The 17910-nt window shown below is 71.4% G+C and carries 18 protein-coding genes; 7 read left to right on the top strand and 11 right to left on the bottom strand.

Features of this window, described 5'->3' with window-relative positions; all coding sequences use genetic code 11:
- Positions 1–82 precede the first annotated feature (82 nt).
- Together AB0N82_RS02560 and fbaA are read left to right on the top strand one after the other, a co-directional pair.
- A complete protein-coding gene (locus AB0N82_RS02560; protein ID WP_363387734.1) occupies positions 83–1084 on the top strand; it encodes a LacI family DNA-binding transcriptional regulator in 1002 nt (333 codons plus the stop codon).
- A gap of 81 nt (positions 1085–1165) precedes the next feature.
- Entirely contained in the window at positions 1166–2188 is a 1023-nt protein-coding gene (gene fbaA / locus AB0N82_RS02555) for a class II fructose-bisphosphate aldolase (protein WP_363387731.1), read from the top strand.
- A gap of 206 nt (positions 2189–2394) precedes the next feature.
- Here fbaA and AB0N82_RS02550 read toward each other — a convergent pair whose 3' ends face one another.
- Entirely contained in the window at positions 2395–3111 is a 717-nt protein-coding gene (locus tag AB0N82_RS02550) for a GNAT family N-acetyltransferase (RefSeq protein WP_315993885.1), read from the bottom strand.
- Positions 3112–3280: 169 nt separating this feature from the next.
- Here AB0N82_RS02550 and AB0N82_RS02545 point away from each other — a divergent pair, with 169 nt between their 5' ends.
- Both AB0N82_RS02545 and AB0N82_RS02540 read left to right on the top strand, forming a co-directional pair.
- The gene (locus AB0N82_RS02545; RefSeq protein WP_315993884.1) at positions 3281–3781 is read left to right on the top strand and encodes a GNAT family N-acetyltransferase; all 501 of its coding nucleotides are present in this window, start codon (positions 3281–3283) and stop codon (positions 3779–3781) included.
- Between the two features lie 99 nt (positions 3782–3880).
- The gene (locus AB0N82_RS02540; RefSeq protein WP_363387726.1) at positions 3881–5179 is read left to right on the top strand and encodes a SpoIIE family protein phosphatase; all 1299 of its coding nucleotides are present in this window, start codon (positions 3881–3883) and stop codon (positions 5177–5179) included.
- Between the two features lie 16 nt (positions 5180–5195).
- On the opposite strand, the gene AB0N82_RS02535 is transcribed toward AB0N82_RS02540, so the two are convergent.
- From AB0N82_RS02535 to AB0N82_RS02505, 7 genes are all read right to left on the bottom strand, one after another.
- Positions 5196–5711 (bottom strand): GNAT family N-acetyltransferase, encoded by a 516-nt coding sequence (locus AB0N82_RS02535; RefSeq protein ID WP_363387718.1) that lies wholly within the window; start codon positions 5709–5711, stop codon positions 5196–5198.
- Between the two features lie 67 nt (positions 5712–5778).
- Complete coding sequence (locus AB0N82_RS02530; RefSeq protein ID WP_363387714.1) at positions 5779–6780, bottom strand: ABC transporter substrate-binding protein; 1002 nt, start codon at positions 6778–6780, stop codon at positions 5779–5781.
- A 199-nt stretch (positions 6781–6979) separates the two neighbouring features.
- Positions 6980–7762 (bottom strand): amino acid ABC transporter ATP-binding protein, encoded by a 783-nt coding sequence (locus tag AB0N82_RS02525; RefSeq protein WP_363387711.1) that lies wholly within the window; start codon positions 7760–7762, stop codon positions 6980–6982.
- On the bottom strand, positions 7759–8787 hold the full coding sequence (locus AB0N82_RS02520; RefSeq protein ID WP_363387708.1) for an amino acid ABC transporter permease: 1029 nt from the start codon (positions 8785–8787) through the stop codon (positions 7759–7761). Before AB0N82_RS02520 ends, AB0N82_RS02525 begins: the two co-directional genes overlap by 4 nt.
- A 311-nt stretch (positions 8788–9098) precedes the next feature.
- Positions 9099–10424 (bottom strand): M20/M25/M40 family metallo-hydrolase, encoded by a 1326-nt coding sequence (locus AB0N82_RS02515; RefSeq protein WP_363387705.1) that lies wholly within the window; start codon positions 10422–10424, stop codon positions 9099–9101.
- A 12-nt stretch (positions 10425–10436) separates the two neighbouring features.
- A complete protein-coding gene (locus AB0N82_RS02510) occupies positions 10437–10787 on the bottom strand; it encodes a carboxymuconolactone decarboxylase family protein (RefSeq protein ID WP_363387702.1) in 351 nt (116 codons plus the stop codon).
- 122 nt (positions 10788–10909) lie between these two features.
- Positions 10910–11617, bottom strand: a complete 708-nt coding sequence (locus tag AB0N82_RS02505) for an SDR family oxidoreductase (RefSeq protein WP_363387699.1) — start codon at positions 11615–11617, stop codon at positions 10910–10912.
- Positions 11618–11848: 231 nt separating this feature from the next.
- Between AB0N82_RS02505 and AB0N82_RS02500 the strand changes: the two genes are divergently transcribed.
- Together AB0N82_RS02500 and AB0N82_RS02495 are read left to right on the top strand one after the other, a co-directional pair.
- The gene (locus AB0N82_RS02500; protein ID WP_363387697.1) at positions 11849–12880 is read left to right on the top strand and encodes an alpha/beta hydrolase; all 1032 of its coding nucleotides are present in this window, start codon (positions 11849–11851) and stop codon (positions 12878–12880) included.
- Positions 12881–13149: 269 nt separating this feature from the next.
- Positions 13150–14526 (top strand): amidohydrolase family protein, encoded by a 1377-nt coding sequence (locus AB0N82_RS02495; RefSeq protein WP_363387695.1) that lies wholly within the window; start codon positions 13150–13152, stop codon positions 14524–14526.
- 147 nt (positions 14527–14673) lie between these two features.
- Here AB0N82_RS02495 and AB0N82_RS02490 read toward each other — a convergent pair whose 3' ends face one another.
- Together AB0N82_RS02490 and AB0N82_RS02485 are read right to left on the bottom strand one after the other, a co-directional pair.
- Complete coding sequence (locus AB0N82_RS02490; RefSeq protein WP_363387692.1) at positions 14674–15045, bottom strand: hypothetical protein; 372 nt, start codon at positions 15043–15045, stop codon at positions 14674–14676.
- A 141-nt stretch (positions 15046–15186) separates the two neighbouring features.
- The gene (locus AB0N82_RS02485) at positions 15187–15945 is read right to left on the bottom strand and encodes an SDR family NAD(P)-dependent oxidoreductase (RefSeq protein WP_363387689.1); all 759 of its coding nucleotides are present in this window, start codon (positions 15943–15945) and stop codon (positions 15187–15189) included.
- A gap of 68 nt (positions 15946–16013) precedes the next feature.
- Here AB0N82_RS02485 and AB0N82_RS02480 point away from each other — a divergent pair, with 68 nt between their 5' ends.
- Complete coding sequence (locus AB0N82_RS02480; protein WP_363387686.1) at positions 16014–16598, top strand: TetR family transcriptional regulator; 585 nt, start codon at positions 16014–16016, stop codon at positions 16596–16598.
- Positions 16599–16682: 84 nt separating this feature from the next.
- On the opposite strand, the gene AB0N82_RS02475 is transcribed toward AB0N82_RS02480, so the two are convergent.
- The gene (locus tag AB0N82_RS02475) at positions 16683–17894 is read right to left on the bottom strand and encodes an MFS transporter (protein ID WP_363387683.1); all 1212 of its coding nucleotides are present in this window, start codon (positions 17892–17894) and stop codon (positions 16683–16685) included.
- Positions 17895–17910 lie beyond the last annotated feature (16 nt).

Genomic DNA, 17910 nt, shown 5'->3' with positions numbered 1-17910 from the left:
GGGGGTACGGTGGGGCGGATCCCGCCGAGCAGCACACCCGGTGTCAGGCGCTCGGGCGGGTTCAAGACGATGGAGTTACCCGATGGCAACCATGGACGATGTCGCCGCGCGTGCCGGCGTCTCGGGGACGACGGTTTCGCACGTCCTGAACGGCACGCGCTACGTGAGCGACGCCACGCGGGCGAAAGTCGAGGCGGCGATCGCCGAACTCGGATACCGCCACAACATGGCGGCGCGCGCCCTCGCTGCCGGCCGCACGCAGACGATCGGGCTGTCCATCTCCGCCCTGACCAACCCCTACTTCGGGTCCCTTGTGCACGCCATCGAGAAGCAGGTGACCGAGGCCGGCTACATGCTCGTCTCGGGCGACTCGCACGATGACGCAACCATGGAGAAGCGCGTCGTCGAATCGTTCCTCGACCGCCGGGTCGACGGCATCATCATGGCCCCGTCGGTGGGCGCGGAATATCGGACGATCCCGCAGATCACCGCCTCCGGGACGCCGCTGATCCTCATCGACCGCAACGCGCCGGTCGACTGCGACCAGATCACGCCCGAGAACATCGACTCGGCGTACTTGCTCACCCGCCACCTCCTTGAAAAAGGGCACCGTCGGGTCGCGGTCGTCACCGGTCTGGCTGGACTGGGGTCGACCTCGGAGCGGTATCAGGGCTACGTCCGCGCCCTGGCCGACTTCGAGATCGAGGTCGACGAGACCCTCGTGCTCAACGGAGCCTCCAAGGCGGAGGTCGCGCAGGATGCCGTCATCCGCAGATTCCAGGAACCGCACGGGCGGCCGACCGCCCTCGTCGTCATGAACAACGCGATGTCGATCGGAGCCATCCGCGGTCTGCGCTCGCTCCATCTCGCCATCCCCGACGACGTGGCGTTCTGCGGGTACGACGACTTCGAGTGGGCGGATCTGTTCGAACCGCAGCTGACCACGGTCGCGCAGAACGTCGAGGAGATGGGCCAGCGAGCCGTCGAGCTGCTCTTCCAGCGGATCGCCGGGAACGACGCTCCGTCGCGGCGCGTCCAGGTGCCGACGACGTTCCGTCACCGCCACTCCTGCGGATGTCGTTAGCGCGTCGCCCACTCACCCTGTCCTGCGGCGACGCCGTCCGCGTATCCTGCCGCCCTCACCATCAGTTCGAAGGAGATCACGATGCCCATCGCCACCCCCGACGTCTACCGCGACATGCTCGACCGGGCGCGTGAGGGCGGGTTCGCGTACCCGTCGATCAACGTCACGAGTTCGCAGACCCTGAACGCCGCTCTGCAGGGGTTCGCCGAGGCGGAGAGCGACGGGATCATCCAGGTGTCGGTCGGCACCGCTCTCTATCTGTCGGGCAACCGCGTGCAGAACCGGGCGCGGGGGTCGAAGGCGCTCGCTCTCTACGCGCACGAGGTCGCAGCCGACTACGGCGTCAACGTCGCCCTGCACACCGATCACTGCGCCTTCGAAAACCTCGACGACTGGGTGCGGCCGCTCCTGCGCGACTCGATCGAGCGGCGCTCCCGCGGTCTCGAGCCGCTCTACCAATCCCACATGTGGGACGGCTCGGCGCTGCCCCTCGCACACAACCTCGCCGTCGCTCGCGAGCTCCTCGACGAGTCGGTGAAGGCGGACACGCTTCTCGAGATCGAGGTCGGCGTCGTCGGCGGCGAAGAGGACGGCGTCGAGCACGAGATCGACGACAAGCTTTACAGCACCGTCGAGGATGCGCGCGAAACGGTCGCCGCCCTCGGTGCAGGAGAGGCCGGTCGTTATCTCACCGCGCTGACCTTCGGGAATGTGCACGGCGTCTACAACCCGGCTTCGGTGCACCTGCGGCCGGAGATCCTCGGCGAGATCCAATCGGTGATCGGTGCCGAGGTGGGCCGGGAGAAGCCGTTCGACCTCGTCTTTCACGGTGGTTCGGGCTCGTCCGAAGCGGACATCGCCGCTGCGGTGGCGCACGGCGTGATCAAGATGAACATCGACACCGATACCCAGTACGCCTTCACCCGATCGATCGCCGGCCACATGATCGGCAACTACGACAGGGTGCTCAAGATCGACGGCCGGTACGGCGACAAGAAGGCCTACGACCCGCGAAGCTGGGGCAAGCCCGCAGAGTCGGCGATGGCCCGCCGCGTGGTCGAGGCTGCTGAGAGCCTGGGGTCGGCCGGTCGCACCGCGCGCTGAGGAGACGACGCCGGGAGCGGCGGAGGAAAGCAGGCTGGCGCGTCCACGGCGCAGGCCCGGGCTGAGCGCATGACTGTTCACCGACATCACCGAGCTCGCGCAGCTCCTCCCGCTCGGCACTCCCGTCACGATCGGCCCCTGACGGGCGGGCGATTCGACCGCTCCAACGGGTGATTCCCCAGGCGGGATCCGCCGCGTGGGGCGGTCTACGCCGGCGTACGCACCGCCGCGAAGCGGTTGCGCCGCCGCAGCGCGAAGCCGAGCTTCTCGTACGCGGCGATCGCGTTGACGTTCGTCGCGGCGGCGTGCATCATCGCGCGATCGCCGCGCTGCTGGATGTGGAAGGCGACGTCGAGCACGAGGCGCGAGGCGAACCCCTGGCGCCGGTGGTCGGCATCCACCGCCACCGCACTGATCTCGGTCCAGCCGGCGGGATGCAGACGCTCGCCCGCCATGGCGACGAGACGACCCTCCCGACGGATGCCGATGTACCGGCCGAGCTCGTACGTGCGGGGTCGGAACGGGCCCGGCTGGTTGCGCTCGACGAGCGCGATCATGTCGGCGGCGTCATCGGCCCCGAGCTCGATCGCCTCCTCGAAAGGGCGCGTGTGCAGGGCGTCGGTCTCGACGAGCTGCACGCCCTCGCCGCCGCCGAGGTACTCCCAGCCCGCCGGGAGCTCGCCCTCGTAGCCCGACAGGCCGACCTCGGCGCCGGGTCCGACGAGCTCGTGCAGGGCGTCCCACACCCCGGGCTCGTCCCACGAGCGCACGGCGACGAAGGGTGCGACGTCGGCCGGATAGCGCCGCGCGAGGTCGCCCCCGATCGCGAACGAGGCGTGCGGGCCGGCGAGCGAATGCCACGCGGCGTTGTCGAGGACGGTGGCGTCGGCGTGGGGGAGAGGCAGGGTCGAGGCGGAGGTCACCGGGACACTCTGCGCCGGTCGCGGGCGCGGTGCAACTCGTCGGTCATCACGCGCAACCCGGAGCCGCGAGGAGGGCTGCCATTTCGTGTCCCGAGCGACGCTGAGAGGCGTGTTACCGGTCGTTTCGCCGTCTCGTTCCGTCCTCCGGGACGAAGGCGATACTGACCAGATGACGGCTTCGCACGCGACATGGGTCCTCGAGAGCGTCGACTGGGACGACCGCCGCGCGGTCGCGCTGCGCGAGGCGATGGATGCCGAGGTCTCCCCACGCTATGCCGAGGTCTTCGCCGCCTTCGATGCCGAGGTCGCCGCGCTTCTCGCCGAGGACTTCGCGGTCGATCCCGCGAGCATCGTCGACGCGGTGCTGGTGATCGACGCGTCGGGGGAGCCCGTCGGGCATGCGGCGCTTCGTGCCCTCGGCGACGAGCTGGAGGTCAAGCGGGTGTACGTCGACCCGAGGGCGCGGGGCCGGGGCGCCAGTCGCGCGCTGATGGCGGAGCTGGAGCGCCTGGCGCGCGGGCGCGGCGCCGACAGACTGATCCTGCAGACCGGCGATCGTCAGCCCGAGGCGATCGCGCTCTACGAGAGCATCGGGTACCGGGCGGTCGAGGTCTTCCCGCCGTACCAGCGGTTCCCGTCGTCGAGGTGCTTCGCCAAGCCGCTGCGCTGACCGAGCGCGGGGCACCCGACGCTTGCGCGACGCGGCCGAATTCTGTGCGGTTCCGGACCAGATCGGCCGCCATCCCGGCATCCGCTGTTGACTGGGAGGGTGACCCAGGAGCTTCCGCGCACCCGTGTCCGGCCGTTGAGCGCGGGGGCGAGGCTTCTGCCCGCCGTGCAGACCTCGTGGGAACCTCTCGCGAAGCAAGCCGTCGTGGCGGCTCTGGTCGTGGTGGCGGGCGTCGCGAGCGGGGCGATCCCCTGGCTGCTCGTCACCGATGCCGCGCGCATGTGGCAGGGCGTGGGTGTGGCACTCGCCCTGGTCGTGGTGACGCTGCTCATGGCGCGATGGCCCGCCCTTCGCCGGGCCGAGATCGTGGTCCCGCTCGGTGACTTCCTCGCGATCGGGTTGCTGCGGTACGGCACCGGCGACAGCCAATCGGTCTTCTTCGTCATCGTCGTGCTCCCGGTCATCTGGATCGCAGCCGGACGCGGCCGGTGGCGGATCCTCGTCCCGCTGCTCGGGGTCTGCGCGGCGCTCCTGCTGCCGCTGCTGCTCTCTTCGGAGCGCGGCCTGACACCCAGCGAGCTCGTCCGCCTCTCCATCGCGATGCTCGTGTACGCCGCGGTCGGCGGGGTGGTGAACGAGTTGTCGCGTCGGTCCCTGCTCAAGCTCTCGCTTTCGCAGCACCGTCGACGGCTCGCCGAGGCGGAGGTGTCGGAAGCCGCTTTCGTGCAGCGCTCGCTCCAACCCGCCGACGGCTCGGATCTGCCGGACGCGTTCCGGGTCGCGGGTGCGTGCGTTCCGGCTCGAACGGTGGGCGGCGACTTCTTCGACTGGTATCCGACGCCCGACGGGGGCGCGGCCGTCACCCTCGGCGATGTGATGGGCAAGGGCGCGGGCGCCGGCATGATCGCCGCCGCGGTGCGCACGGTCATCCGCAGCGGTCGCGACGATGCGGATCCGGCCGTGGCCTTCGAACGGACGGCGGTCGGCCTGAGCACAGGGCCGACCGATATGGTCGGCGCGCAGTTCAGCACGTGCTTCCATGCGCGCATCGCCCCCGACGGCACGATCCGGTGGGTCGACGCCGGTCACGGTCTGACCGTGCTGCGGCGCAGTGACGGCGCTGTCGAGTTCCTCCGGTCCGGTCACCTGCCCGTCGGTGTCGGCACCAGCTGGTCCAGCTTCGACGCGGCTCTGCATCCCGGCGACAGCCTCGTCAGCGTGAGCGACGGAGTGCTCGACCTGTTCGGGGGCTCCCTCGACTCGATCGACCGCTACGCCGCCCTGGTCGCCGCGCACCACGACATCGACGCCCTCGTGGACGACCTCATCACCCGCGCCGGCGCCCAGGAGCAGGACGACGACGTCACGGTGCTCGCCGTCACGTGGTCGCCACGCTGAGCGGATCCGGAACGTCTCAGAGGTCGTATCCGAAGGCCTTCAGGTCGAGGAAACGCCCCGGTTCCACCTCGACGGGGTTCTCGCGTTCCGTGAGCCGGCGGAACCCCAGCTTGCCGTAGAGCGCGTGGGCGCCGAGCATCTCGGGCCCGCTGTTCATGACGACGCGCGCCGCCCCGCGCTCGCGCGCGATCGCCAGCACGTGCCGCGTGAGCAGCTCCCCGATGCCACGACCGCGCGCCGACGGTGCCACGGCCAGCTGACGGAAATCGAGTTCGCCGTCCTCGGCGAGCGGTGACAGGCGCTCGCCGGGTCGGGGCGTCCACACCGTGCCCAGGATCTCGCCGCCGTCCACCGCGACCCAGACCTCGCCCTGCGAGACGCGGCCTGCGACGTCGGCGAGCGAGTCGAGATACGCCTCGGACAGGCCGTCGTAGCTGTGACGGTAGGCGTCGGCGGTGACGCGACCGGCCTCGGCGTACTCGTGCGCTTCGACGAGACGGATCGTCACGGTCGATGGGGGCGTGGGGGTCATGGAATCCATTCTTCTCGCAGGACAGGCAGCGGGGCCCGGTCGCGGACGACCGGGCCCCGCCGGAGGGTCAGGACTTCGGGAGTCCGGGAGGGTTGATCTCGCTCTCGTCGACGCCCTCCGACGTCAGGCCCCAGGCGTCGAGCACCTTCGCGTAGGTGCCGTCGGCGATGTAGGCGTTCAGCACGATGCCGACCGGCTCGATGAGGCCGTTGCCCTTCTTCGTCGCCGCGGCGATGTCGGCCGCGAGCGGCCAGCCGCCGGGGATGATGCCGACGAGCTTCGTCTGGCCGGTCTCGCGCGCGGCCCAGGCGGCGGTCGCGTTCGGGCCGAAGGTGGCGTCGACGCGGCCCGACTGCAGCGCGAGGGTCGCGGCGGCGGTGTCGTCGTAGTAGTTCAGCTCGGCGGGGGCCTTGCCCGCGGCGGTCAGCTCTTCGTTCCACTTCAGCAGCACCTTCTCCTGGTTGGTGCCGGAGCCCACGACGATCTTCAGGCCCGAGATGTCATCGGCCTCCTCGATCTTCGAGATCGCGCTGTCGGAGCGCACGTAGAAGCCGAGCAGGTCCTGGCGGTAGCTGGCGAAGTCGTACAGCTCCTTTCGCTCGTCGGTGACGGTGACGTTCGCGGTGATCAGGTCGTACTTACCCGATTGGATGCCGAGCGGCCAGTCGGCCCACGCGACCACGACCGGGTTGTACTCCAGGCCGAGACCCTCGGCGATGAGCTCACCGATGTTCGGCTCCGTGCCGGCGACATCGGTCGCGGCTGTCGTGCCCTCGGGCTGGTAGCTGAGCGGCGGGACGAAGGCGCCGACCGCCACGGTGAGTTTGCCGGGTTCGATCGGGGTGAAGCCGCTCGCCTTCAGGGCGGCGACGGCCTCGGGCACGGCCGTGCCCGTGATGCGGGGGATGTCGCCCGTGACGGGGTTCGCGCCGGCGGTGGCCGTGGGGGCGGCCGCGGCCTCCGCCTCGACGGGGCGGGTGAGGCCGATCGTGACGCCCACGCCGACGACGGCGACGAGGGCGGCGGCGATCACGCCGAGGGCGATCCCCTGTTTCTTGCTGAGGGCCATGATGTGTGTCTCCTTGTGAGGGTGGGGTGCCGCGGCGCGGGGTCGCGGCGCGGGGTCGGAGGTGGCTGAGCCTGTCGAAGCCACCGGGCGCATCGTGGGTGTCGGTCCCTTCGACGGGCTCAGGGACCTGGGTTGCACCGGGCGCTTCGCCGGTCCCGGTCCCTTCGACGGGCTCGAAGACCTGTGTCGGGGGTGCGCGTCAACCGAGCACCTTCGCGAGGAACTCGCGCGTGCGCGGGTGCTGCGGGCGCACGAGCACGTCGTCGGGCGTGCCCTGCTCGACGATGCGCCCCTGGTCGAGGAACACCACGCGGTCGGCGACCTCGCGGGCGAAGCCGATCTCGTGCGTGACGATGACCAGCGTCGTCCCGAGCTTCGCCAGGTCGCGGATGACGTCGAGCACCTCGCCCACGAGCTCCGGGTCGAGGGCGCTCGTCGGTTCGTCGAACAGCAGCACCTTCGGTTGCAGTGCCAGGGCGCGGGCGATCGCGACGCGCTGCTGCTGGCCGCCCGACAGCTGCCGCGGGTAGGCGTCGGCCTTGTGCGCGAGCCCGACGCGGTCGAGCAATCCGCGCGCGAGCTCGGCGGCGTCATCCCTGCCGAGGCGTCTCAGGGCCAGGGGTGCTTCGGTGACGTTCTCGAGCGCGGTCAGGTGCGGGAACAGGTGGAAGTTCTGGAAGACGATGCCCACCTGGGTGCGACGTCGCAGCACCTCGCGCTCGCGCAGTTCGTGCAGTCTGCCGTGGCGGAGCTCGTAGCCGATGAATTCCCCGTCGACGGTGACCGAGCCGGCATCCACGGTCTCGAGGTGGTTGATCGTGCGCAGCAGCGTCGACTTCCCCGAGCCGCTCGGGCCGAGCAGCGCCACGACTTCGCCGGGGTGCACCGTCAGGTCGATGCCTTTCAGCACCTCGGTGCCGTGGAACGCCTTGTGGACGTTGCGGACCTCGACGAGTCCGCGAGTGGGGGCGATGGCGCTCATGCGCGCACCCCCTTCGCGGCGGCGGGGCCGTCGGCATCCGTTCCGCCGGGAGGGGCGTCGCCGAGCCGTGCCCATTGCGCGCTGACCCAGCGGCGGGTGCGCTGCACCGGCGTCGGCGGAAGAGCGCGGGCCGAACCGCGGGCGTAGTGCCGCTCGATGTAGTACTGCGCGACGCTGAGGATCGTGGTGATGAGCGTGTACCAGACCACCGCGACCAGCAGCAGCGGGATCACGCGACTGTTGCGGTTGTAGATGACCTGCACGGCGTAGAACAGCTCGGGGATCGCGATGACGAACACCACCGACGCGCCCTTCACGAGCCCGATCACCTCGTTCGTGGCGTTCGGCACGATCGAGCGCATCGCCTGCGGGAGGATGATGCGGAACAGGCGACGGGATGCCGGGATCCCGAGGGCCGCAGCCGCTTCGTGCTGGCCCGGGTCGACCGAGACGAGCCCTCCGCGGATGATCTCGGCGGAGTACGCCGCCTGGTGAAGGCCCAGGCCGAGGATCGCCGCGGCGAAGGCGCTCACGAGCTGCACGGTGGGGAACTCGACGATCCAGAAGTCGGTCGTGAACGGGGTGCCGAGGCCGAGCGTCGGGTAGAGGTAGCCGAGGTTGTACCAGACGATGATCTGCACCACGAGCGGCACCGACCGGAAGAACCAGATGTAGCCCCACGCGACGGCGTTCAGCAGAGGGGAGGCCGACAGGCGGCCGAGGGCCAGCAGGGTCCCGAGCGCGAAGCCGACGACGGCCGAGATCGCGGTGAGCCCGAGCGTGTACCCGATGCCGATCAGCACCGGCTCCGCGAAGAAGTACTGCGCGAAGGTGCCCCACATGTAGCGGTCGTTCGTCACGAGGCTCCAGGCGAACTGGGCGACGACGAACAAGAGCAGGGCGCTGAAGATCCAGCGCCACCAGTGGCGGGTGGGGACCACGGCGATCGTGCCGAGGTCGACCTCGGCGGTCGACGCGGCAGGCGGTGCCGTGCGGTCGGCGGGTGCCGGCGCGGTGGTGGTCATGGCGTGCTCCTCGAGACTCCGGAACGACGCGGGGGCGTCGGTGGGTGAGGGTCACGGTACGACCGCCTCGGAGAGCTCCGCGAGGCGCGGATTCACGGGTCGAAACGCTCCGCCACGCGCCGAAACCCGGTGTCACGGGCGGTAATGCGCTCGACGGCAGAAGGGCGGCGCGCTAGCGGTGCGGACCGGGGTGCCGCGGTCCGGAGAGGCGCGCTGAGACACCGGCATCCGGAAGGCTTCCCACGGTGGTGACCCGACCTCGCCGGAGTCCGGCGCGGCTCGCGGTGCGGACCGGGCTCCCGGGCGGTGTTTCAGGCCTCGCGCAGGATCCGCGCCGTCACCCGCGTGCCGAACGCGAGCGCCTCGACGGGAACCCGCTCGTCGGCGGCGTGGAATTGTCCGAACACGTCGAAATCGGCGGGCACGCGCAACGGCACGAACCCGTACCCGCGGATGCCGAGCCGGCTCAGGTGCTTGTTGTCGGTGCTCGCCGGCAGCAGGTACGGCACGACCACCCCGTCGGCATCCTCCGCGCTGATCGCGCGCTGCAGCACCCCGACCAGCGGTGCGTCGACGGGCGACTCGATCGCCGCGATGTCGCGCGCCCACGTCACCTCGACGTCGTCGCCGACGACGGCGGCCAGCGCCGCGCGCACCGCGTCGTGCTGCCCGGGGACGATCCGCACGTCGAGGACGGCGCTCGCCGAACCGGGGATGACGTTGGGCTTGCCGCCCGCGGTCAGCACCGTGGGCGACGCGGTGTTGCGCTGCCCCGCGTCGAGGAGGGATGCCGCGAACCCGAGGTCGTCGATCCGCCCGCCCGCGCGCTCCCAGGTCTCGACGAACCGTTCGAGCGTCGCCGTGCGGACCACGGGGAACGTGTGCGCACCGACCGCGGCGACGGCCTGCGCCAGGCGCACGACGGCGTTGTCGGCGGTCGGACGCGAGCCGTGCGCGGCGCGGCCACGGGCGGTGAGGGTCGCGGTCGAGACCCCCTTCTCGGCTGTGGCGACGAGGTACGCGCGCCGGTCACCGGGCAGTGGCAGCGAGAACCCGCCCACCTCGCTGATCGCCTCGGTCGCCCCGGCGAACAGCTCGGGGCGGTTCCGCACGATCCATCGCGCACCCCACACGCCTCCGGCCTCCTCGTCGGCGAAGAACGCGAAGATGAGGTCGCGGCGCGGCACGATCCCCTCGCGCCGGAATGTCCGCGCGATCGCCAGCAGCATGCCGGCGAAGTCCTTCATGTCGACGGCTCCCCGGCCGTACAGCATGCCGTCGTGGATCTCGGCGCCGAACGGCGGATGCGTCCAGTCGGCGGCATCCACCGGCACCACGTCGAGGTGCGCGTGGGCGACGAGGGCACCGGCATCCGGATCCGACCCGGCCAGGCGTGCGATCACGCTCGCCCGCCCGGGAACGGGCTCGACCAGCGTCGTGTCGTACCCGGCGTCTTCGAGCTGGGCCTGCACGAACCGCGCCGCCCGGGTCTCGCCGTCGCCGATCGTCGCGGGGTCGCCGGTGTTGACGCTGTCGATGCGGATCAGGGCGCGGATGAACTCCAGCGCCTCCGCCTCGAGGGCGTCGGGCTGCGGGCCGCCCGGCTGCGGCGACCCGGCCCCGGTCTCGTCGTCCACGGGGAGGAGCCGTCAGTGCTCGTGGGGACGGGCGTCCTCGCCGAGCTTGAACGCCAGGCGGCCGTGCGCGTACCCGCCGCCCGCGCGGATGGCGGTGGCGACCCAGGCGGCCTCGGCCAGCTCGGCCTCGGTCGCACCCGCCTTGACCGCGTTCTGCGAGTGCCCGTCGATGCAGTAGACGCACTGCGTGGTGATGCCGACGGCGAGGGCGATCAGCTCGCGGTACTTCAGCGGGATCGCGCGCCCCTCGGGAGCGAAGACCGCCTGATCGAACGCGGCGAATGCCGCGAGGATGTCGGGCGTCTCGTTCTTGTAGACCTTCGTGTAGGTCTTGTCGGCGGTGCGGTCGAAGTACTCGGACATGTGCTCTCCAGGTCGGGAACGGCGGGACGGATGCCAGAGCCCCACCGTAACCACCGCCCTCCGGCGCGCCGCGGGGCCGCCGTCACGCGCGGTCACACGCCGCTGTTCACCGCGCCCCCGCCTCAGTGCATGATCATCCCGCCGGTGACGTTGATCGCCTGCCCCGTGAGGTAACCGCCCGCGGGGGAGGCGAGGAAGTGCGTGACCCCGGCGACGTCCTCGGGCACGCCGAGTCGGCCGAGCGGTGACTTCGCGCTCCACGCCCTCACGTCGTCCTCCGAACGCGTGTCGGCGCCCATGTCGGTGAGCACGTAGCCGGGGCACACGGCGTTGACGCGGACGCCGTGGCATCCCCATTCCTGTGCGCCGGCGCGCGTGAGGGCGACGACCGCCGCCTTCGAGGCGGCGTAGTGCCCCTCGCCGCCGCCACCTTGTTTGGCGGCCATGCTCGCGATGTTGACGATCGTGCCGCCTCGCGCCTCGAGCATCCGGGGGGCGACGGCCTGCATCGTCACGAGCGTCGCTCGGGCGTTGATGTCGAGGACGAGATCCCAGTCGTCGACGGTGATGTCGAGCAGCGATGCGTGCTGGAACACCCCCGCGCAGTTCACGAGCACGTCGATCCCGCCGAGCGCCTCGACGGCTTCTCCGACCGCTCGTCGCGTGTCGAGGGGATCCCGCAGGTCGACGGCGAAGAACGCGGATGCCGCATCCTCGGCCGGGGCGCGGCGATCGAGCACCGCGACCCGGTCCCCGTCGGCGGTGAACCGGGCCACGATGGCGGCGCCGATGCCGCCCGAGCCTCCCGTGACGATGACGCGCTGCGACATGAGGTTCCTCCCGCGGGCATCGGGTCGCCCTGGCGGTCACGGTACGCCCGGCCCCGTACGCCGCGGAGACGGCGCTGTTTCGCGGCGGTAACAGGCGTCGAGGGGTGGGGAGGCGCCGATGTTTCGGCGGCGTGAAGCTTCGTCATGACGGCGGCGACGGCGGCATCCGGCGGTCTACGCTCGGGGCGTCGTGTGATCAGCGGCATCCCGAACCCCACCGGAAGGACCCCCGTGACCGACGCCGTGCACCCGGCCATCACCGATCCGCCCGTGCGTGCGCACCTCGCGCGCCTCGCCGCTCAGGCAGGGACGATCCCGTCCGGGGCGACGGATGCCGACGGCGACGACGCCACGCGGATCGCCGAGTTGCGCGCGAACCCGTCGTGGGTGCGTCTGCCCGACGACCACGACCTCGAGTCGTTCGACCTGGATGCCGACGGCCTCACCCTGCGCCTGTACCGGCCACGCGCCGGTCACCGCGGCACGCTCGTGTTCGCTCACGGCGGGGGATGGGTCGCCGGGGACCTCGACAACAACGACGCGCTGTGCCGCGCGCTGGCGCTCGCCGCCGGGACGCAGGTGCTCAGCGTCGACTATCGACTGGCGCCCGAGCATCCCTTCCCGGCCGGACTCGACGACATCGAGAGCGCGCTGCGCTTCGCGGCGTCCGGAGCGGAGGGGCTGATCGACCCCGCGCTGCTCGGAGTCGCCGGGCACAGCGCGGGCGGGAACCTTGCGGCCGCCCTCGCCCTGCGTGCGCGGGACGGCCGCGCTCCCGGCATCCGGGTGCAGGTGCTGCTGTGCCCCGTTCTCGACGCCCCCGATCTCGACCGTCCCAGCTACCGCGCCCACACCGAGAACCTGCCGCTGACCGCGAAGGGGATGCAGTGGTACTGGGGGCTGTACCTGCAGGATGACGGCGGCGGGGCGCATCCGGCCGCGTCGCTGCCGCGGCCGGATGCGGCCGGTGCGGCGCCGGGCGGCACGTCGGGGAGCGGCGCGGCTGAGGTTCCCGTGGAGGCCGCACCGCTGCGGGCGCCGGAGCTCGCCGGCTCCGCGCCGGCGGTGATCGTCGCGGCGGCCGTCGACCCGCTCTCGGACGAAGCCGAGGAGTACGCCGCGCGGTTGGCGGCATCCGGAACCCCCGTCGAATTCGTGCGGCGCGAGGGCGTGCCGCACCTGTTCCTCGTGTTCCCGTCCACGCCCGCGCGCGACGAGGTGCTCGCGCAGATCGCACCGGCGGTGCGGGCGGCGTTCGCCTGACCCGCTCGACCCTCGTCCCACTTGTGGTGGGTTGAGGGCGCTGCACCGGCCGTTTCTGGGACACGCACCGCCAGAAGTGGGACGAGGCTCTGCTGGGGCGCTGCCTTCGCGCTGCGCTGCGCACCCCTGTCCCGCTTGTGGTGGGTTGAGGGGCGCTGCACCGGCCGTTTCTGGGACATGCACCGACATAAGTGGGACGAGGCTCCCTGCAAAACCCCCGCCACCGGCCCGGAACACCGCGGAAACACGCCATTGTTACCGTCATCAACATGTCGCTCCTCGTCACGAACGCACGTCTCATCACGGTCCCCGCGGGCACCGACGACCCCGGCTACATCGAGCGCGGGTACATGCTGGTGCGGGACGGCCGTATCGCCGCGATCGGCGCGGGCGACCCCGATCCGGGACTCACCGCCGACGAGGTCCTCGACGTCGACGGCAAGTTCGTCGCCCCCGGCTTCGTCTCGAGCCACAGCCACCTCTTCACGAGCGGTTCGCGCGGACTCGGCGTCGACCAGACGCTGTACGGCTGGTGCACCTCCATGTTCAGCGTGCTCAACAACGCCTCGCCCGACCAGATCTATTGGGCGACGCTGCACGGTTCGCTCGACTTCCTCGCCAACGGCGTGACGACCGCCTACAACTTCACCGACCCGCTCCTGCCGTGGGAGCCGATGGTCGAGGGCAAGCGCGCCGACGGCGGCGGCATCCTGCGCGATCACGCCTGGCACACCCGACAGGCCGACGGATGCCATGACGCCGGGCTCCGCTTCGTCGACTCCATCGCGCTCGACGCGACCGTCGGCACCGACGACGAGATCTTCGCCCGGTTCGAGGCCTCCCTCGATCACGTCCTGGCCATGGACCCCGACATCGCGCTCGGTGCCTCGATCATGGGCCAGGTGCAGTGGTCGACCCGCCCCGACGCCGCCGAGATCGAGGTCGCCGTCATGGACCGCTTCGGCGTCACCAACCAGGCGCACTTCCTCGAGACGTACGAGGCGATCGAGCACCAGCAGACGAAGTTCCAGCTGTACAAGAACGCCGGCGCCCTCCGCCCCGGCATGATGTTCGGTCACTTCATCCAGACGACGCCGGAGATCATCGCGGATGCCGCCGCGGGCGGCGCATCGATGTCGTGGCAGCCGGCATCCAACGGGCGTCTGGCGTCCGGCATCGCGCACGTGCCCGAGATGCTGGAGCAGGGCATGAAGGTCGGCATGGGCCTCGACGACCAGGCGTGCACCGACGTCGCGGACCCGTGGCAGAACATGCGCATGGGCATGTTCATGCAGCGCGCCCGCACCCACGACCCGCTGTCGATGATGCCCGAGCGCGTGCTGCGCCTGCACACCCTCGGGGGAGCGGAGATCATGGGTGTCGACGACCGGGTCGGCAGCCTCGAGGTGGGCAAGTTCGCCGACTTCGTGGTCGTTGATCCGCGCAAGCCCGACGTCGGCCCGCTGTGGAACCCGGTGCGCAGCTACGTGCTCGCGTGCGGCCTGCGCAACCTGACGCAGGTCTACGTCGGCGGGAAGCTCGTGAACGAGAACGGCGTCTCGACGAACCCGCTCGCGGTCGAGGCGTCCGAGGTGCTGCACACGCAGCTGCCCGCCCTGGCGGACGAGTTCGGCGTCATCCTCTAGTCCGACGGTTCCGCCAGCCCTGCCGCTCCGTTCTGCCCCGCGCCTCGCGCGCGCGGCGGTTCCTATCGCCCCGAGCGTCCAGAACACCCGGACGTGCCGTGGCAGGCGCCCGGGTGTTCCGGACACTCAACCACGGGGACGCGTGCGTCACCCCCCGAACTCGGCCCGCACCTCGGCGATGTCTCCGAGCTCGTCCCGGAGCCGCGCGACGAGCTCCCCGCCCTCGGCGACCCATCGATCCCGGTCGGGGATCTCCTCGTCGAGGTCTCGGTCCTGCCAGTGCTCGTTCCAGGCCTCGAGCGCGTCCTGCAACTCGGGCGAGAGCGGCAGGACGTCGCGCTCGAAGGGATAGTTCTCGGTGCAGCTCTCCCACAGGGGAAGGCAACTGACCCACTCCGGGAAGACGCGGATGAGCCGACGACCGTCCTCGAGCCGCGGCGGCTGGGTGGATCGCAGGGACCGTTCCTGCCAGCTCCGGTGAGCCAGGCGCGATCGCTGCTCCTCGGTCTCGGGCTCCATGAGAACCACGCTACGCGTCACGTGATCGCCGCCGAGAGGATTCCCGTCCGCTCGACAAGCTCAGAGTCCTCGCTCGCGGGCGCGGCGGAGGCGCTTGAGCTCGCCGGAGCGTCCGGCCGAGCGCGCGGCGGTGAATGGCCGTCAGATCACCGACCATCCCCCGTCGCTCGGCAGCAGCGCGCCGTTGACGTTGGCGGAGTCGTCGCTCAGCAGCCAGGTGATGGCGGCGGCGAGCTGTTCGGGCTGGGCGACGGGCGGGACGACGACCTGCAGGAGAGGGCCGACGCGTCCCGCGGCGTAGGCGCTCCCCATCGGAGCCTCGATGTTCGTCGCGACCGCTCCCGGGGCGACGGCGTTCGCGCGGATGCCCTGCGGTCCGTGGAAGAACGCGACGCTCTTGGTGTATCCGGCGATCGCGTGCTTCGACGAGGTGTACGCCACACCGGCGGCGGACCCGCGCAGCGCCGCCTCCGAGGCGACGTTGACGATCGCGCCCCCTCCGGCCGCGATCATGAGGGGGAGCACGGCGCGCGTCAGGCGCATCGGGCCGGTCAGGTTGACGCTCAGGACCCGGTCCCAGGTGGCGTCGTCCACCTCGCTCGGCGGCAGGAAGGCATCCATGATCCCGGCGACGTTCGCCAGTCCGTCGACGTGATCCCCCGCCGCCTCGATGAGGGCGGCGATGGTGTCGGGTGCCGAGACGTCTCCGACCACCGTCTCGACGGCGAGGCTGCTCAGCTCCTCGCGCAGGGCGTCCAGCCGCTCGGCGACGACGTCGGTCGCGATGACGCGGCCGCCTTCGTGCGCGATCCGCGTCGCCGTGGCGCGCCCGATGCCGGACCCGGCGCCGGTGACGATGATGGTCTTGTCTGCGAATCGTGCGACGGTCGACGCGGTCATGATCTTCTCCTCCGTGAGGGCGCGAGTGCGCCACTCCCGGTTTTAGCACTCAGTGCCGAAAGGTGTCCATGGAACATCCGAACGAGCGTGCCGCGGGGCGACCGCGCACGATCGATCCCGGCCGCGTCTCCCTCGTCGCGCTCCGTCTCTTCGATGAGCAGGGGTTCGACGCGGTGTCGATGGACGACGTCGCAGCCGCGGCGGGAGTGAGCAGGCGGTCACTGTTCCGCCTGTTCCCGAGCAAGGCCGCTCTCGTCTGGGACGGGTTGGAGGAGTCGCTCGAGCGCTTTCAGGCCGCTCTGACCGAGAGCGCGAAGGAAGACCCGGCCTGGGAGGTGATCCGCCGCGCCTTCGAGGCCAGCGCGGCCATCCCCGCCGAGTCGATCGAAGTCACGCGCCACCGGCTTCGCGTCATCCGTGCGAACCCGTCCCTCGCGCAGCTCGGTGCCCCGACGATCGGGACGATGACGGATGCCGCGGCGCTCTTCGCCGCAGAACGGACGCACGCGCGACCCGACGACTTCTCGATCGTCGTCCGCGTGCACGTGCTCGCCGCGGCGGTCGATGCGTCCGTGGTCTGGTGGGCGCTCCACGGGGGCGAGGAGACTCCGCGGAGTGTGGCGGGGCGAGCGCTCCGGGAGATCGCGATCTGATCTCGAGGGCCGGGTCTCGCGCGAGCGTCCCGGCCCCTCGACGGACTCGAAGACCTCGCTCGTGCAGCGCCGCTGCGCCCGTGGTCACCGCCGCGCCACCCGCAACAACGCCTCACCCGCAGCCGCGATGCCCGCGGCCAGCGCCAGCGACACCGCGATGGTGATCAGAGCGGTCGCGGGCCCCGTGGCATCCAGAGCCGCTCCGGCGATCACGCCGCCGATCGGCACGCCGAGCGACATCGCGGCGGTCGGGTAGGCGAGCGTCTCGGTCACGCGGCCCTCGGGGGCGCGGGCGGATGCCACGAGGATGCCGGAGACCATCACCGGCGACACCGCGAGACCGAGCAGCAGGATGACGCCGAAGAGCAGCGGAACCGAGCCCTGGGCGAACGGGAGCCCTGCGGCGACGACGGCGGCCAGGGCGGCGAAGCCGATGTACCGCGCGGCGGGGGACAGTCGCCACGTCCGCGCCCCGGTCACGACCGATCCGATCGCGATGGCCACCGCGAGGGCGCTGAAGGCGGGCCCGGCGAGCCAGGGACGGTCGCCGACGTCGGCCCACCCGACGAGGCTGACGTCGAACGCCCCGAAGACGCCGCCGAGCGCGACGCAGGCCAGGGCGATCGGCACGACGCCCGCGGGCGGGAGGACGAGCCCGCGGCGCGCCCCGCCCGGCTGCGGGGGAGGCTGCGTTGCGCGCTGGGCGGCGAGCCATACGCCGCCGACCACTCCGAGCCCGAGCGATCCCAGCATCGCCACCGCCGGATCCAGGGCGGCGGCCACCGCCGTGATCGCGGGCGGACCCGCGATGAACACCATCTGATCGGCGATCGTCTCGAGCGCCAGCGCCGGGGTCCGCTGGGACTCCGGCGCGAGCACGGTCCATCGCGCACGCACCGCGGAGGTCAGGTCAGGGGTGGCTGCTCCCGTCGCGAACGCCGCGACAAGCCACGTCCAGAACGGCGCGCCCGTCAGCACGAGCGCGAGCAGACCGGATGCCGCGAGCACGAGGCATCCGAGCGAGATCAGGATGACGCGGGCCTGGCCGTGCCGGTCCATCCGCGACGACCAGAGGGGTGCGGCCACGGCCATGCCGCCCACGAGCGGCGCCACGACGAGCCCCGCCGAGGCGAAGCTCCCGGTCGTGGCCGACACGAGCAGGATGATGCCGAGCGACAGCGTCGCGCGCGGGAAGCGCGCGAGGATGCCGGCGGCCACGAAGCTGCGGGCCCCGGGCAGGCCGAGCACCTGTCCGTAGGCGCGGACGCCGGTGGCCGGGGCGGCCGTGACGCTCACGTCGTCATCCCTCGGA

It is taken from the genome of Microbacterium sp. NPDC089186 (genome assembly GCF_040685115.1).
Taxonomy (GTDB): domain Bacteria; phylum Actinomycetota; class Actinomycetes; order Actinomycetales; family Microbacteriaceae; genus Microbacterium; species Microbacterium galbum.
Note: the sequence above shows the minus strand (reverse complement) of the source record. Positions and strands in the feature narration are given on the sequence as shown.